A 17,777-nucleotide genomic window follows, 5' to 3' on the forward strand; every position below is an offset into this window, starting at 1 on the left:
TACACTTCACATAAGCTCTAAGTGCCTTATATATTTACAAAATTAGAGTTCTTTAAAAATTTATTAATAAATATAATGTGTTTATAAGACTTTAATTAATAAAATATTTGTATCTAAAATATTTAACATTAATCAATTTTATAAACTAATTAGTTTTAAGACTTCTTGCAATCTATTAAATCAAAATTAAAGACTTCTAATAATTGCTCAAAAAGCATACATTTATTTTTATATTTATAATCTATATTTTTGTAAGGATTTATTATGAGTAAATATTTTTATTTAAAAGTGTAAAATATTCAACCATGTAAACCACAGCAGAATGCGTATATTGAGCGCTATAATCGAACCATGCATTATAGTTGGCTAAGCAAACATTTATTTGATACTTTGGATGAAGTACAAGATTATGCATTGAGATCGAGCACACTCCCCCGTCAAAAAAGCAGATTGTTGCCAGCCGATCTTTTGGCGGTCGCGTAACTGAGCTAACTGACTTAAAAGAAGCTATCTCAATGTATGCTCAAGATGCATGTAAAAGGCTACGTGATGAAGAGCTTTTATGCGGATGCATGATTGTTTTTGTACAGTCAAACCCTTTCGATCCTAACATGCCGTTTTACAATAAATCTATTACAGGCTCTTTTTCAGAACCAACGGACTGCGCTATTGATTTTGCAAACGCTGCGACAAGGATGGTGGCTGAAATCTATAAGGAAGGGATTAAATATAAGAAGTGCGGTGTTGTTCTAACAGGTCTTGAGCCCAAATCTGGACATACTTATGACCTTTTAACCGACTTTAAGCACATAGAGAAAAAGGAATGTTTAATGCAGGCAATGGATGGTATCCATAGCAAGTTTGGAAAGAAGAAGTTAGGAATCGGACCGTGTTTTGTTCCTGGTCGAAACTGGTCGATGTCGCGGGATAAATTGAGTAGAAATCCTTTTAGATGGGATCAGTTAACAATTGTTAAGTAATTTATAGAAGAATACTAAATTCTTATAAACTTTTAATATCCTGCTTTTAAAGTATTGATATTTATATTTCTAAAAGATAAGAGTTTTTTGTGTGACAATAGAAATATAAAACTTTCTCTATCTAGATAGTGTATAATTACAAATTCCAAAAAGTGGAATTTAAAAAAATGATCATCACTAAACTATATGTAGACAATTGGTATAGCTTTGTTGATTGTGAACTTGACTTAACTTATTCAAGAAAAATTAATGATTCTACAATTTCATATGAGTATTTACCAAATTTTGAAAATATAAGATACAAACGAGTAGTAATTTTAACTGGAGCTAATGCAACTGGTAAAACATCTTTGGCTAAAATTTTAGTAGCTATAAGAAGTTTTATTAATTACAAAGAAGTTAATCACTTTTTTAAGGAAGGAATGCATCCAGATAAAAACGAGTTAGTTTTTAATATTGAATTTATTGATAAAGCGCCTTCAACAGAACCTGCAGTAATAGGTGAGAATTACTATAGTTATATTCATTCTTTAAAAGTTAAAGTATTATCAAATGAAAACAAAGAAAGAAGTCGTTTTCATTTTACGTATAAGGCCGTTGAAATAAAAAAATCTGACAATATACAGAAACTAAGAGATTTATTAGAAAAATTAGATGAAAATTTTTCTTTAAAAGGTAGAGAATCATTTTACTTAAGTAATTATGATGAGGATTATTCTAGTGTTAGGTTCAAAGATGCATTATTTATCTTTAATAATTTAGAACTTAGTATTGGATGGAATTTTCTTTACAACGACCTTTCTGATGATTCTAAGTTTAAATTTAACGAATCTCATAGTAAAGAAATTTTAAGTGCTGTATTAAAAACTTTTGATCCAAGTATTGTTTCTGTAAATGAAGCATTAGAAAAGGGCGAAAGTGAAACTAATGGTTTCTTTATTAATTTTTATAATAAAGATAAAATTTACATAAGTAATGATGGGAAAATTTCTACCGACAAAAGGCATCTACTTTCATTAGGTACTTATGAAGCTATAAAAATAGCTAGTTTAATATCTAGTATAATCAGTTCTAAAGGTCTAAATGGTTGTACATTTTTCTTGGACGAAGGCATGTCACATGTTCAGTCCGAAATTGAAAGGGCGATTATTGCTTTAATTATTGAAAAGATGAATAAATATAGTCAATTTTTCTATACTACTCATAATTATGATATTTTAGATATGAATCTCCCTATACATAGTTATCTGTTTATAAAAAGAGATAGCAATCATAATTCCATTTTTATTAAAGCTGAAGACAACTTTAATAAAAATGATCGATCTATTATTAATTATGTTAAAAATGATGTGTTATGTACTTTGCCAGACACATATTTAATAGATGAGCTCATGATGGAAGATTAATATTATGAAAAACGATATTAATATCTATTGGGTTGAAGGTGAATGTGAGATGATTTTTATTAAGTCATCTCCATTTTTAGGTAAAGCTGAAAAGGTAGATTTATGTGAAATTCCTCTAAATAAATTAAGATCAAGAACAATTAAGCTTCCAGCAAATAAGAAAAAACTTTTGCTTTATATAATATTTGATACAGATGTATTAAAGAACTTCCCAGCAAAATTAGATAATTTTCTTCAAAATTTAAAGTATTTAGAAAATAATGGATATCAATTAAGACTCTTACAACAAGATATTGACTTTGAAGATGAAATAATGAAGTGTAATAATATTAGCTCATCAAAGTTTAGAGAACTTTTTGATATTAGAAACCAAAAAGAGTTCAAAACCAAAATGTTGCGTGAACATCAAATGCATAAAAAGATTATAGAAAAAATACCAAATTTAAAGCTTTGGGAAAGTGAATTATTTTATAAACTTAGCACTCATATAAACAAGCAATCATCCTACAAAAAACTGCCAACATCTTAAAACAAAAGCCCTAATCAAAGGGCTTTTACACAAATGCCTATATTCACATTACTATTGATCGTATGAGCTGTGCATCCTGATAACAGAATGCACAGCAATATTAAAGCTTTCATGACATCCAACTTTTAATTTTAGCTAAATTGGTTTTACGATCATCTAAGCCATTTGTACCACCATTGATACGGCGCGTGATAGTCAAAACATCATCTCGATCAGAAAGTTCATTTAATCCATTGTTAACCCAAAATTTGCAGGCAACCAGTAAACCAATACTTGGAATAGCGACAAGTTCGGGGTGTGATTCAAAATCAATGCCCAATGCTCGACCATATTTTTGATAGTTTTCTCGTCCAGTCAACTGGATGGGACCACGCCCTTTAAAACGCACTCCATCGCCAGCCATAATATTGCCCAAGTCTTTACGACCTTCATAAGCTGCACCACTTGCGATTTCTTCCATATATCGAAAATTACCCGATTCATGTGCAAGCTGTGCAATGAAGTGAGCAAAGCGCAACTCATTGTAGAGAATCGCATAGTCTTTGAAGTGTACGTTAGCTGCTAATGCCAGTTCTTCAGCTCGGCTTTGATTTGCGCCTAGCTTCTTAAATAAGGCTGTAAGAGTGCCGCGCCCTATCTTCCCGTCAATTGCAACACCAAGTGTTCTTTGTAAATTGATAAATTTCATTTCTCTTTTCCTAAGGTAATAAAAAACCGCCCGAAGGCGGCATTAACTGTTTTCGATGTCTCTTTTGGCTTTCTTAACTTCTTGGATAACTTCGATAATGGTCTTACCTTCCTGTTTATCAATGAAGTTAAAGATCCACCGGACTAGAGCCCATCCGGGTAAACCGCAAATAAAGAAGAAGCCACCGAGTGCAATCATCCCCCAAATATCAGTAACCCATTCATGAAGCCCCCACTTCACGATAATGAATGAACCGCCTGCCAAGCTTGATACAACTGTACAAATCAAGCCTACGGCCCACTCTCTCGGTGAGCGAGGCATACGTGTCATTAAAACAACTGCTGCAACTAATGCGATTGCCAGCGTAATCATGATTGCCGCCCCATAAAATTTTAATAGTGCAGTTAAACCGCTAGTGGAAACTGGTTCCATTTATTTCTCCAGAAAATGAGATAATAAAAAAAGCCCTAAGCTTTTAAGCAAAGGGCTGATGATTTATTGGATAAGAATAGAGTTGCAAGTTCTTAAAGTTAACTGCTCCTCCGTTTGTTTAAGCTTTCACAGTGTAAGCTCAAAGATTTTCCTCATACAATCTTTAATGTCACGATTGTGTTTGTGGTTAGGCTAGCAGCAGTCAAGTTCTGATGATACAAGCGAACATTACCATTTGAGATAACTTCTGCCCACATTCTACTAGATGCGCCCAATGAAGGACTTGTACCTACTATTACTGGTGCTCCTAATGTAGAACGCTCTAGTGTTATATCCGTTGACTTAATTTCATTAGCTTCTAGTGTGTTGCTGTATGGAACATTACGTCTACCAATGGCGTTAATATCTCTAACTGATGGAGCAAGCATAAAACCAACAGGAACAGAAACGGTACCAGTTGTTAAAGCTGACGTACCAGAAACTATCAACTTCTTAGAGTAAGAACCATTTTCATAAACTCGACCGACAACATCATATTGTGAGGAGTTCAAAGTTATTCTAGAACCAATACCAACCCGACTTACAACATTTGAAGTTGACGTATCAATTGCATTAAAACCTACAATATTTAATATAGCATTTGACGCAATATTATAGCGAGATGAATGAGTATGTCCTCTTGACACAATTAAGCCATCTGAAACAAAAGCTGTTGCTGTATTATAATGTGCTCGAAATACATCATTTGTTTCAAATGTACCACCAGTAGTATCACTGACAATCCATTCATTACCTAAATCACCAACTCTTGGCTCATAATCAGCATATGTTGGCATGAATGGGACTCCACCTGAGTATGCTCCAATATGTTCAATTTCAACTTGTGAATTTGCTGGAATAGTAATAGTAACATTACCCTCCGACGCATTTTCAGAAGTGATCTCACATGCTGCCATTTTCCATCCATTATTATAGTCATACATCACTTCACCAAGTGAAATACGTTCATTTGATGAGTTAACCCAGGCATTAGATTTTAAGTTTGCATGATTAAAATTCCCTAAAATAGATCGATACAACATGCAAACTTTTGTTTGAACTGATTGAGTATTAATAGGAATAACTATGTCTATTGATGAAATTGTAGGGTTAATTAATCTGATTCCATATTTAGTTGTAAAGCCTGTATGGACTGACTGATATCGTAAGACATCATATATCAATTCATTACTCGATACTGCACAACCATATAAGCCATACTTAAAGTCTGCTTGAGGAAAGAATTTAAAGAAATTGGTAATCAGGGATGCACCTGCGCCAAACTCAAAGCCAGAATGATTTAAATACTCGTTATTTTGACGACCACTTGTAAAATGTCGGCTTGGAGTTCGAACACCTGTGGCTGGATCGAAAGTGCTATATGTGTTAGGAACGAAGCGGACACAAATATCTTCAGGATGCTTAAATAGATGACTAGCATCAAACTTGAAACCGTCGAAACGCTCTTGCATTTCAAGATCAAATAGGATATTGAACCATTCAGAATATCCTCCACCCCAATATGACCCATGACAAGCATCATATATTAGCGCATTAATCATATTCTGCTGATTAGGCGGGGCGATGTTGAAGCCGTTAAAGCTTGAGCCAGCACCTTTATTGATAACCATGTAATCAAATTTATGTTTACGCTGAACCCCTACAATATTTCCTCCACCAACAGTCAAATTAGAGGCTTGTAATACGTTAGATGTATTATAAAAGCCTTGGATACATTCTTGGATTGCAACGTTTTCAACAACGTTCTCATAAAAGTTTCCTATACGTTTACCATTTGTCCAGGGTGAGGTATCAATACCATATAATGAAACACCATTATCAAATCGTTCAATAATTAGATTTTCAAGCCGCCACTTGTATGCGTTACCACCATCAAGACATTTTCCAGCATGTAGTGTTGCATCAGACACTCTTGAAACATTACCAATCATGATCAAATTGGAAATTTCTACCATGCCAATGGTTTGCGTATTCCAGCCTGTGCTAATTTGATAGGCAGCCGCCATTTCTTCTCGTGGAGTTGACCACATATCCTTTTTTGAGCTTGGGTTAAAGAATAATGTGGAATTATTGCCCTCAATTTTTGTATTTGTTCTAATTGGCAATGTATCTGTGATGTAATATGAACCATGTGGGATCTCAAATGTATATTTACTATAAATATTTGAGGAAATAGCTTTACTGATATTTGTATGAATAACGTATTTATTCATATTAAGCATGTTCTTAAACGCTTGGGTGTCATCATGTCCAGATGCGTAATCAAGTACCTCTGGTGTTGTAAACACTAAATCACCATACGCTCCAAACATGTAGGGATTTAGCACATTACTTGCTAGCTGACGAACCCATCCATTGAATATAGTTCCACTATCATTTTGAGTAGATTTTGCTGAATCATAAATAAAGTGGCCACCACCTCGACTTTGCCCTGAATAATAGGATTTCACATAAACAGTTTGCCCATTTACAGGATTTTGAATATTCAATAATTCACTGATAGATTCTATAACATCCATTCTTAGCTACCTTAATTAAAATTAATAGGGTTAAAGTCATTTATTCGAATATCACATTTAGATTGAGTTAATTTAAAAAATTACAGTCACTCACCAAATATAGCTGATAAAAAAGCACCAATATGGGTGCTCTAAGTTCTTTTAAAGTATTAAAGGGTTTGTAAAATTTGTCCTCCATTAATCAATTGAGTTGTCAGTGGCGCAATTCCAATAATTGCAGATCCACCAGCACCTGGTTGGCCTTCTGTTGTTCCGTGGTAATTCCAGTTCCAAGTACCACTATTTGTAGACTTGGTGCCACGCTGTCCCCATCCGCCACCATCACCAGATAAAGGAGATCCATAGCGGTCATTTTGAGTTCGGTATCCTTTACCTGGTATCACAGCCTCCGCATCAGTGACTTTTACAACCATCAAATACCCGCCTTCAAAATACCAACGCCAGTCCTGAGTATCGTTGTAAATTGGCTGTCCAGTCATAATCCGACCAAACGGTGCGCCAGCTCCACCGGGAATTCCTTGAACTCCATAGCTAAGCTCAGTATAGATACCACTCGGTGTAGCACCACCACCTGAACCACCTCGAGCCAAAGTTCCACCATCGATAATAAGATTCAATTTGCTATGCCGGTTCATTAAACCTGGGGCACCTTGACATCCATCACGCCGCGTTCTGGTAAAGGTATAATTTGGATCACTAGACCAGGCACCAAATGCCAAATGTGGCAAACCGCCATCACCGCCACGCCCAACCACTGAACCTTTGATCGTAAGATTTACGATAAGATCGGAAGGAAATACTCCTGTATCGATGGCTGGTAACTCTGATGCAGCAGGAACAATAAATTCACGCGTAACTGAATTATTATCAAATTTATAAACCATTCTGGTTTCCGGTCTAAGTGAACTAGAACTCGAAACCAAAGCACCGGCTTCAACAATAAAGCTAATTTCTCCAGTTGTTGGCAAGTCACCTCTTTGCATCTGATATAGACGTGCAAGATTAATATCTAGCTGGTCATAACGGATGTAAATCGGAGAATCATCGACTGGTACATCAATAAAATCTTTATCGTTGAGATAATACCGAACATCGTAATTTACTGCCGTAATGGTATTTGAGAACTTATCAACTGGATCTTTTTTAGCAACCAAGTAAGGTAAGGAGTCCTTTGTATCATCATTAACTACCGTATAAATGGTATTAACAAAATCATCAGAACTTAGCTTTAGAGCTCCATTTGGTAAGCGTCCTAAAACCACCTTGTTCTTAGCAGATCCAGCGGTGATAGGAATAAGATCAACAGAGCCATCGCCCATTTGTAAATAAATTACATAGCTCTTGCCAGCAATAAAATCAACATCATGGCTCAATGTAAGAATTAAGCCCTCTTGCTGAATTACATCACCGCTTTGATGAATGCCATTGCGATAATCCGCTACGGCAATACGGTCACGTAAAACCAGTAATTCAGATTCTGGTGCTGCATCAAAGGTAATCGACTTACGCTGAAACCGGAGCTTGTTCCATAGCCGGTACGCATTAAAGTGAGCTTGCCACTTGTTACGCACACCTACCGATTTCACCTCTTTGGGGTTCTTGGCTCCTTTATCCGGAAGATAAATATTGATACGGCTATCATCTGTCGGATCCGTGTATTCATAGATCAGCCCATCGTAGTCATCTATTACGCCGAATGTAAGATCATGCTTATAACTATCAGGGATGATATTCCTGAAGTTAAATAGCAACACCGAGTTATCTGTTGGTCGTTCGAAGTAGATTTTTAGCTTATTGTTTTGCCGATATGCTGTACAAAAGACCGCATCACAAAGGTTGGTAACCAGCTCCTCAAACGAAAGATTAGTATCATCAATGGTGGTACAGAATTCTGCAGCTAAAGGTGTACCGAAATAGTCCACTACGTCGTTATAAGTACGGTAGATGTTTTCAATATCAATCTCATCAATCATACGGCGACCAATCTTGTCATCCAGAGACATGGAGACTAGTGCATCGGCAAAACTTGAGGTTGGAAACAACTCCGTCGTCATTGAGCCATTTTTATAAGTCGGCAACATCCGCTGAAGCTCAAAATTAATCTTACGGGATTTAACCGACAATGCTCCAGTCGTTGCATAAGTACGTGCACGGAAAACCGTTTCATGCTCATACGTTGTGCTTTGCAATGGATATGCACCGTATAGCGCTTGCCACTTCACATCATCAACAACAGTTGTGACTGCAGGAGTTGGAGTTAAACGGCGAGCACGCACACTACAGCGGCCCTGAAATGTGACCATATCCAGCGTTGCCCCAACCGTTTGCCGTGACTTCGCTGAACCTTTTAGAATGATCTGTTTCAGCATTGGATTGCCAATAGCTGTGCCAGACTCATTTACAGGCGTGACTTCAACCTCAATTGTCACGTTTACCGCTGCCTGATTACCTCCAGATGAAACGGTATAAAGTCCATTTGTGGCCACAAAATTACAAAGCACCCGACTACGTTCAATATTGTCCAAGATGAATGGGCCAATCCATTTTTCTCCAATAGATGCAAGCTTAGGAGATGCGGCAGCTGTTTGCTGATTTGAAAGTTCTTTTAACTTTAACCAATTTGAATTAACGGCAGCAGGATTTGATAAAGTCATGCGGTCATCAGCAACGGATAAGACACTGTAAGTACCGTTTAAATCATAGCTTTGACCGTTATATGTGAATACAGCATTAGTGATTTCAACGCGATCATTGCTGACAAATTTAGTCGTTAAATCTGTATTGTTTGCTGCAGCTCGAAGGATCTCATTTGGATATGCAAAAGAAGGTAATTTGTTCCTTCTAAAGTTTGTGTGTCAGCTGGCCGTAAGACTTGACCATTAACAGAAGTTTGATGCTGTACTGTTAAAGGCGGTGTGGTAATTTCAGTACCAATCGAAAAGTAAGGTTCTCCTGAAACGATATCTACACCTGGTCGAAAAACCTCTACCGAAGCCCCAGCAATATCAACGATATTGGTTTCACCATCGTAAGCGCCTTTTATGTGATATTGACCACGGCCTATGCAGCCGACCATATGCTCAACTTCAATATTGTTTTCATAAACCTTGTAAGGCACGGCTATTGAATCAGGCGTATCCCAAGCAGCACCATAAATATCTGCAATGCGACCATTCACCCGGATCTTATTTTCACGATTTGAAAGTTCGTTATTTGCCGATGAAGATTGATTAATATTCTGAGTCGTCTGAGCCACCGATGGCGTAGGCATTAAAAATGCGATCGCAATACTAATTACAATCGAAACGATAGCAGCGACCCATTTGGGGTTCTCAATAACGATAAAAGTACCGGGTAAAAAATCGAGCTGTTTTAAGTCATATGCATTTTTAGGTGTTACTTCATTCGCAAAAGAGATTTCCGCATGATCCATATTGCTAGCAGTGTGAAAAATACGGATGTGCTCAGGCATGTAATCATATTTAGAAGTAAGCCATTGCCCTAGTGTGTTGGCATGCTCAACTGTCTTTTCTTCAGACAAAGCATCTTGCTTATAAATAACTTTAATCATAATAACTCACTCGACTAAACCCCATTCCCATTACAACCTCTTCAGGTAGATAAGTGACTCCACTCTCCATGAGGTGCAGAATCTTTTGTTCACGAAAAAGCCCCACATGCGGGGGCTTATTTCTTTGCCTTGGATGGAAGGCGACGATGCAGCCCTCCTTGGGCATGGGCAGCGGATTTAAAAGCTTTAAACGTGAAGTAAGGAAGGTAATATTTCCCTTAGGTTGCATAAAGAGTTCAAGCGCCTCACTACGATCTATTCCATATAGATCCATTGCAGCTTCGTGGGTAAAGTGAACACAGTTGTAATGCTCTTCGTCGTATTGCTTATCAAGCAAATGGTCGTGACTTTTCATACAGCCCCCTTGAGACCACTAAAACGATCAAGCGAGAAAATATCTCCGGTTTTATTTGTGTTGAGCCTTGGTGACTCTGCTTTAAATGTCACTGCTTTATGATTCATAGCGACACTAGCAAGCTGGAGGCCAATCAAATAAAACATTGGTGAATTGAGGTTATCCGAACTATAAAGACGGTAATTTACAGTCGGCTTTACATTAGAATATTGCCCCTCAATTACCCGCTCGAACTCATCAGGTAATACATCGCCTAAACCAGAAATTGAAACGGTAAGAGTCTGGTCCAGATCACCCAGCATTCCGGATCTTTGAATTGAAACTGGCAGGAATTCGTAATACACCTGACCAGCCCCTGCCTTATGCTGAACATAGACACCTCGATCATCATTACGGACAATTCGATAAGTGTTTAGAAAAGATGGGTGTGATAACTCAATACACTCCAGTTGATAGACATCGACTTTACGATTGAGAAAGAACTTTGCGTATTCGTTATCCATTAGACCTCCCAATCTTTAATCAATGCTGCATCAGCTGTTAGATTCGTCTGATTTTGAATAACTTCTAATTGAGCTGTTACCCGATATAGATTTCCATTCACCTCATTGGTCTTGAATGAGTTAGGAATAAAGTTGCATTGATATAGCTGGCGCGCTCCTTGGTCAATGACTAGATCCGCATAAAATGAAGCTGGCTTATTCTGGTAGACACGCCAAAAAGCCATCATTTTATTGAAATCGCTTTTACTTAAGTTCCAGTTCACTTCGACAATATGGCTATTACGTTTAACATCGATGTAATAACGTCCTCGGCCTCCATCCATCTGCTGACGCTTTACATCATCACCTGGTGTTACGCCATAGCCATTTGTTTGAGGATTTAGCTTTAACTTGTACATAACTTTCCTTCAGGCAATAAAAAACCGACCTTTAATTAGGTCGGTTTCTATGATTTTAACGCGAGTATTATGGTATCTAACTTCCATATAAATATGGGGATGGAGATCATTAATACTGATTTACCTACATCCCACCATGTATATTTATCTTTCATTGAACAACCTCAATAAGCTTGGCCAGAGCGTTAATGATGTTTGAAAACTGCCAAAGAAAAATTCCGAAAAAGATAGATCCTGTTACTTTTACAAAACCATATTTTTCCATAGTTACCTCTACATATTTTAAAATCACTGCTATAATTTCATGCATAGTAAGACTTCTCCTTGATTCTCGACGATTAAGTGGAACTAAAAACCTCAGTGCTACCAACACTGGGGTTTTTGCTTTTATGGAAGTTTAAATATTTCCAATGTGTATTACCTCCTGCGGTTTTTCCGCATACAGGCATAAAAAAACCACCCGAAGGTGGTCCTTTCATAATATTGGCTGTCAATAAGTTTTAGAAGAGACTAGGTGTATGCACTGTCAACAGCTCTTCTCTCCTTATACATACGACTTCAAATGGTTTTAGTTACATTCCATTAACATTTCTCTCATTATACGTGTACTTCTAAAACTATCGATTACGTCTTGCAGTTGTATTCTCAGTCATTGAGCGGCTAATTAGAGAATTTGGATTTTTAATATCCTCGCTTACCAATCGTGGTACCGCTTTTGGAAGTTGCTTATCAAGTTCTTCCTTTACGATGATCCGGACAGTTTTTTCATCCAATTGTTCTGCTTCAACAGTTGCCCCGCTGATCTGATTCACAACTTCAATTTTGAAATTGATCGTCGGAGATGATGGCTCAAATGAAGGCATAAACTCAGCTTGAGGGCGTGAAGACTGCCCCAAGGTAAAGTCCTGCACATCTTCAAGATTTGATCGATCCTGAACTAAACCATTTGATGAGAAGTAAATCTTTCCGTCATGGAATAGATCTGAGTTTGCCGAAGTAGTTGGATTGGCTGCACTAGTATTTCCCTTATAGATAATCTGATCATCTTGATAAGACTGATTAAAGATGTTCGAGATATCTCTACTTTGGTTAAATGCCCGTGAACTTTGATTTGCCCGATTCCTGATATTTTCGTAAGAGGTGTTATTTTGAGCATAATTAGAAATAAATGATTCTGGACTTCTAGCCCTCCTCAATTGTTCAACTTTCTCGACACCACCCCAATTTCTAATATCATCTTGTGACCAGACAATCTCATTTCTATGTACAGCGCCAGCTACATCATACTTTTTACCTCTGCCTGTATATCCTCCATTAGCAAAGCCCTTTGAACCATCCACGATAATCGGATTTGAGCTTAAATCATTTCTAAATACATCAACATCCTTTAGCAATTCTTTCTGAGCATTCTGAACAGTACTGTTTGAAACATTACTATTTAAGATTTTCGAGTTAGAGAAATTAGACAAGTTTGATTTATTGGCAGTAAGGGATTTACTACTTTGAATCGATTTATCTAGAACTTTGCTAAAGCTTGAGTTGTTCCCGGCATACTGGTTAGTAATGTTTTGAACATCTCCGAATCTTGACACCACATCTTTGCTTGGCTTGAGAGCATTAACGATAATCTGATTCTCTTTAGTAGGCTGATTAAAGATATTCGAGATAGTTTGATTGTCATTAAAAGCTTTTGAGCTAAGGAATGAACGATTAAAAACATTCTCTGCTGAAGTGTTGTTAGTGGCATGGTTATTAATAAATGCTTCAGGGCCTGAGCTCTTACGCATATTCTCAACCAAACCAACACCACCCCAGCGTTTAATATCTTCTTGGGACCAGACCACCTCGCCTTTATGGACAATACCTGCAGGTTCGTATTTACCACCAGATCCGGTGAAACCACCATCAGCAAAGCCTTGATCTTTAATTGCCCGGATATTCGCAATAATGCTGGCACCCTGTGCAACCGCCCCAGCAATTAAAGGTAAGTTATACGGAAAACCAACTTTTGCAGCTGCTGCAATATTTTGCTGAATGGCAATACCGGCAGCAGCAATTGCATAAGCTTTATCCGCAGCAAACATGAGCTTGTAGGCTTTAGATTGCTCACCAAACATAGAGCCAAACATCGATGTGACAGAACCCATCATTTGCCCACCAAGGGCAATCTGAGTGTTCAATCGATCTTGTTGATATTTGTCTTCAATATCCTTAGTGTTCTGGGCAAATTCATTGTAAATTTGACTTCGTTGCTCTTGAGCAGCTTGAATGATTGCGGTTTTCTGGTTCTCAAAGTCCTGTAGCTGAATTAGCCCAGCTTCCATCTGTGCATTCAGACCATCTAAACCACTTTGCTCACTAAGATCAGTTGCGGCATATTGACTATCAGCTAGGTCATTGGCAGCCCCTAAACGGCTGAACCGTTCCTGATCCTGTCTATAGAACTCACTGGAGCCATTCATATCAGCCTGAATACCGCCCCAGTTTTGAACAGCATTATTAACTTTGTCGCGTGTCTCTTTGTCCTGTGTGGCTTTAGATAATGCGACTAGCTTTTGCCGCTCTTCTATGGAAAGCTTTGTATTCTTAAGAATCTCCTCTCTTTCAAGTCTGTACCGCTCCTGCATAGCTTGAGTTTCGGAAAGCAAAGATAACCGAGCTTGAAATGATCGTTGCTCTTGAGCCAACTGCATAAGAGCGAGTTCTTGCTTATACTGTTCTTTGACTAATTCAACAGCCTGCTTTTGTTCAGATTTACTTAATTCAATATCATGAGCCGCGTTAAACTTTTTGCGATCAAAATTTTCTTTAAGTAGTTCAGCCTCAGTTTTCTGAAACTCCTTATAATCCTCTAGTTTGCTTCTAGTGGCTTGTTTGGCGATCGCAATATCATTATCAGCACGGCGTTGTAATTCTGCTTTAATTTCTTTAGTGCGTTCTGGTGAAAGGCCAGCTTTATCAACATCCTCCAGTCTAACCGTTAAATTATTCTGGATCCGCTGTACTTCAGTGGCCACTTCATTTTCAAGTGACCGCTGAGCATCTAGTTGACGATCAAGTTGTGATTGAATATCACCTGATGCTTTATCACTCCCTTTACTCGCCCCACCTTTAACCTTGCTTTGCATACTTGGTGACTGGTGAAGAAGTTTAAGTGTTACACCATCTTCAAAGATCACCTCACTAACATAGCCACCACCTTTGCTGTCATATCTTGTCTTGATATCTTTCACAGCGACATTGGTTGTTATTGGCGTACCTTCAGGCATTGAGAAATCAATACCCTTATGAAATGAAGAAGCCCCTTTGGTAGGGGCTTTTCGTGGACCGTAATTTGAACTGATCTTGTAGGATGACAATGGTTTACCACCCGCCTGCAATCGAGCCAGATGTTCATTAGAGACTTTCTGGCCAGACATTGAACCGCCATATCGAACATCAAGATGAGGGCCTGTGCCAATTCCTGATTGGCCTGACACACCGACTAGACGTTTCGATAGTTTTTGCTGTTTAGATAACTCATTCGTAGTTTCCTTTAAAGCTTTATTTTTGGCTTCAATTACCTGCTTGTTCTGTTCTTCAATATCCAGTACCTGCAGGCCTTTTTGAGCTATTTGATAGGTATATTCAACACCCTCCTTTCGAGCCCAATTAGCACTTTTAAGTAGCTCCTCAGCCTGTTTTTCGGAAAACCCCTTTGCTAATGCAAATTTCATAAAATATGCATCATATTCACGATCATAAAGAGAATCAGCATATTTCTTTTGTGCATTTTTAGCAGCTAATGCAGCTCTCTCATTTTCATTTAAGGACTTGGTATTTTTATCAACTCCGACAATGGCATTTTCAGCCCTATTGCCTGCAAGTATTACTTCGAAACCAAATAAACTATATGTCTGCTTAGTCTTTGCTGCAGTTTCTGCCGCTTCATCATAGGCATTCACTTGTTTAAGCAATGCATCCATTAAATCAGAAGGTATCTTCTGATTCTTTAATTGCTCAATCGCCTCTGTATATGAAATGGTGCCAAGTCTGGCCTTATTCGAAATTTCAGCAACTTTGGCATTGCCCACCGCATAGTTCTGGATATTGATCAATGCCGACCCGACCGCCAGTTCTTGCCGTTCTAGCGCCTTGTTTTGATCTTCAATTGTCGCTGCTAAATCACCTAATTTTTCCTTACGTTGTTCATCATTCAGGGCTTTAATTTCTTCCTTAGTCAACTTTGCAGCTTCAGCTTGCTCTTTTAGCTTTGCAGTGGCTTCAGCAGATTTACTTGAGAAATACATATAAGTAGCTGCCAAAGCAGTCACGCCTAATGTGATTGCCCCAATTGGACCTCCAATCAATCCCCATGCTCCGCTCAATAAACCTGCCATTGAAGCGCTTTTACCTTGAGCTAACGTAACGGCTTTAGTTGCTTTCTCAACATTATTAGCTGCAAGTACATATCTGGCACTAGCTGCACTTGCTCCAAATTTGGCTTGAGTTTCGGCATTTGTTGCTCTTACATTCACCAAATGTGCCTCAGCTTCTGCAAGCGCAGCTTTTGCGCTTTCTATCGCCTTTTGCTTTTGCAATTGTGATGCAGCATTGTCAGCAACTAAAGACCCTACTTTGGTATTTAAAGCTGATACTTGTGTTGCGATTGCTTTGGTTAGTAATGCAGTGCCTCCCAAAATAGCTACATAAGAGATTGATTCTAAATTCTCGGCTAGAACCTTAATTGAACCAGATAATACTTGAGCCACTCCGCTTCCCTGGCTAGCTTCTCCGACAAATTTAGTAATCTCATTATTAAGAAGAGTTAATGACTGGCTGATCGTAATATCAGTTCTACCGAATAATGCATCTACATCAGACTCTACGTTTCTAAGGGCTTTCACGATTTCCTGTGAAGTGATTTTTCCTTCAGCTGCTACTGATCGTAACTCTCCTACGGTAATACCCATACCCTGAGCAATAGCTTTTGCTAAAGCCGGAGTTTGTTCCATGACAGAGTTCAGTTCCTCACCACGTAAGGTACCGCTCGCTAAGGCCTGCCCGAATTGTACTAATGCTGCATCTGCCGCGGAAGCACTCGCGCCACTAATCGCCACAGCTTTTGAAACTGTTTCAGTTAAACGCGCTGTATCATCCATTGTTAGATTTAAAGTTTTAGCATTATCACTAAATCGTTGATAAACCTGTAAAACAGAATCCCATGCTGAATAGGTATTTTGAGCAATCCTGAATGTATCTTCAGTCGCCTTATTTAACTCCATCTGGTCTTTAGTAACTAGCTTTAAACGGTTTTGTAGTCCTGTATAAGCATCTATTTGACCAATTGCAGCATTGACCGTAGCCAAGCCTGCCATATATCCAGCTAAAGCTTTAATAGAAGTACCGAAAGTGTTAGCCGCTTTATCCTGTTTATCCAGCTCATTGGTTGTAGCTTTAATTTCTTGCGCAAATTTATGATTTTGTTGAGTTGCTTGTTTAGTCACTTCAACCGTTTTTTGAACTGATGTATTGGAGTTATTAACGGTAGTATTAAAATTTTGAACAATATTATTGGTTATAAAAAGCTGTTTCTCCATATCTTTCGATGATTTAGATGCGGAATCACCTCGATCAGTAAATTTTGACAATTCTTCTGCCAAGGCTTTGACATTACGTTCAGCATTCTGCGAATCAATAACAATGACCAGACGAGATTCTTGTGCCATTTTCACTTTCCTCTAGGCAATAAAAAACCCACTCAAAAGTGGGTTGACTAAATTAAAACTATAAATGACTGCCTGAAAAAGTACCCGAAGATACTTTTTACAAATAATTTTTTTAGAAAGACAGTGCTGAAAGTTGTGTGTAAGTTTTACTATCTGTCGTTGCTAGTATTTTTTTACCACTCTTAAATTTAAGAATGAAAGTCACATCCTTTCCTTTCCCGCCTAGCAAAAGTCCAGCCAATAATCCGACTGGTCCAAGAAGGGCAGCACCAGCTACTCCCCATCCAACAGTTCCACCTAATCTTTTAACATTTTCTTCAGTAGCCTGAGTTAATTCTTCAATCTCTAGTTTGGAAAAAGTATGAGTCTTTCCAAAAAAGCCATCACCAGGTGCCCATGCAGCAACAATAGTTAAGACATTTGAAGAAATAGAGATAGTCCCCTTACCTTTTGTAATATCACCCGCGTGTATTTGAATATTTGCCATAATTAATCCTGCACTCATGCCACTTTTTAAAAAATTCTTAGCTCAGATGCTCTACTAATAAAGCTAAACTCATAATTTTAAAGTTAATATTAATGTATAAATATAATTTTTTAATAAAAAACTCCTTTAAACAATGGATAA

At 37.8% G+C, this 17,777-nt stretch carries 11 protein-coding genes and 3 pseudogenes; 4 read left to right on the forward strand and 10 right to left on the reverse strand.

Features of this window, described 5'->3' with window-relative positions; translation table 11 throughout:
• Positions 1–297: 297 nt before the first annotated feature.
• The 4 genes and pseudogenes from RMB13_RS20520 to RMB13_RS20535 form a co-directional block, all read left to right on the forward strand.
• A pseudogene (locus RMB13_RS20520) lies at positions 298–414 on the forward strand (integrase core domain-containing protein); the annotation flags it as partial.
• Positions 411–980 (forward strand): annotated as a pseudogene (locus tag RMB13_RS20525) (DUF4113 domain-containing protein); the annotation flags it as partial. The pseudogenes RMB13_RS20520 and RMB13_RS20525, both read left to right, overlap by 4 nt.
• 167 nt (positions 981–1,147) lie before the next feature.
• Entirely contained in the window at positions 1,148–2,386 is a 1,239-nt protein-coding gene (locus tag RMB13_RS20530) for an AAA family ATPase (protein ID WP_311086207.1), read from the forward strand.
• 4 nt (positions 2,387–2,390) lie between these two features.
• Positions 2,391–2,915: a hypothetical protein gene (locus tag RMB13_RS20535; protein WP_311086208.1), complete on the forward strand. Its 525-nt coding sequence runs from the start codon at positions 2,391–2,393 to the stop codon at positions 2,913–2,915.
• 109 nt (positions 2,916–3,024) lie between these two features.
• Here RMB13_RS20535 and RMB13_RS20540 read toward each other — a convergent pair whose 3' ends face one another.
• From RMB13_RS20540 to RMB13_RS20585, 10 genes and pseudogenes are all read right to left on the reverse strand, one after another.
• Positions 3,025–3,603 carry a glycoside hydrolase family 19 protein gene (locus RMB13_RS20540; protein ID WP_311086209.1) on the reverse strand — a complete coding sequence of 193 codons (579 nt, stop codon included), beginning with the start codon at positions 3,601–3,603 and terminating at the stop codon, positions 3,025–3,027.
• A gap of 42 nt (positions 3,604–3,645) precedes the next feature.
• The gene (locus tag RMB13_RS20545; protein ID WP_311086210.1) at positions 3,646–4,035 is read right to left on the reverse strand and encodes a hypothetical protein; all 390 of its coding nucleotides are present in this window, start codon (positions 4,033–4,035) and stop codon (positions 3,646–3,648) included.
• A 152-nt stretch (positions 4,036–4,187) separates the two neighbouring features.
• On the reverse strand, positions 4,188–6,614 hold the full coding sequence (locus RMB13_RS20550; protein ID WP_311086211.1) for a hypothetical protein: 2,427 nt from the start codon (positions 6,612–6,614) through the stop codon (positions 4,188–4,190).
• Positions 6,615–6,763: 149 nt separating this feature from the next.
• Positions 6,764–10,185: pseudogene (locus RMB13_RS20555) on the reverse strand (host specificity factor TipJ family phage tail protein).
• Complete coding sequence (locus tag RMB13_RS20560; protein ID WP_311086212.1) at positions 10,178–10,540, reverse strand: hypothetical protein; 363 nt, start codon at positions 10,538–10,540, stop codon at positions 10,178–10,180. The pseudogene RMB13_RS20555 and the gene RMB13_RS20560 overlap by 8 nt, the downstream one beginning before the upstream one ends.
• Positions 10,537–11,043, reverse strand: a complete 507-nt coding sequence (locus RMB13_RS20565) for a DUF1833 family protein (protein WP_311086213.1) — start codon at positions 11,041–11,043, stop codon at positions 10,537–10,539. Before RMB13_RS20565 ends, RMB13_RS20560 begins: the two co-directional genes overlap by 4 nt.
• Positions 11,043–11,441 (reverse strand): hypothetical protein, encoded by a 399-nt coding sequence (locus RMB13_RS20570; protein ID WP_311086214.1) that lies wholly within the window; start codon positions 11,439–11,441, stop codon positions 11,043–11,045. Before RMB13_RS20570 ends, RMB13_RS20565 begins: the two co-directional genes overlap by 1 nt.
• A 151-nt stretch (positions 11,442–11,592) precedes the next feature.
• On the reverse strand, positions 11,593–11,751 hold the full coding sequence (locus tag RMB13_RS20575) for a hypothetical protein (protein WP_199943000.1): 159 nt from the start codon (positions 11,749–11,751) through the stop codon (positions 11,593–11,595).
• A gap of 307 nt (positions 11,752–12,058) precedes the next feature.
• Positions 12,059–17,149 carry a tape measure protein gene (locus RMB13_RS20580; RefSeq protein WP_311086215.1) on the reverse strand — a complete coding sequence of 1,697 codons (5,091 nt, stop codon included), beginning with the start codon at positions 17,147–17,149 and terminating at the stop codon, positions 12,059–12,061.
• A gap of 112 nt (positions 17,150–17,261) precedes the next feature.
• Positions 17,262–17,636 carry a hypothetical protein gene (locus RMB13_RS20585; protein ID WP_311086216.1) on the reverse strand — a complete coding sequence of 125 codons (375 nt, stop codon included), beginning with the start codon at positions 17,634–17,636 and terminating at the stop codon, positions 17,262–17,264.
• Positions 17,637–17,777 lie beyond the last annotated feature (141 nt).

It is taken from the genome of Acinetobacter sp. V102_4 (assembly GCF_031799005.1).
GTDB classification, from domain to species: domain Bacteria; phylum Pseudomonadota; class Gammaproteobacteria; order Pseudomonadales; family Moraxellaceae; genus Acinetobacter; species Acinetobacter calcoaceticus.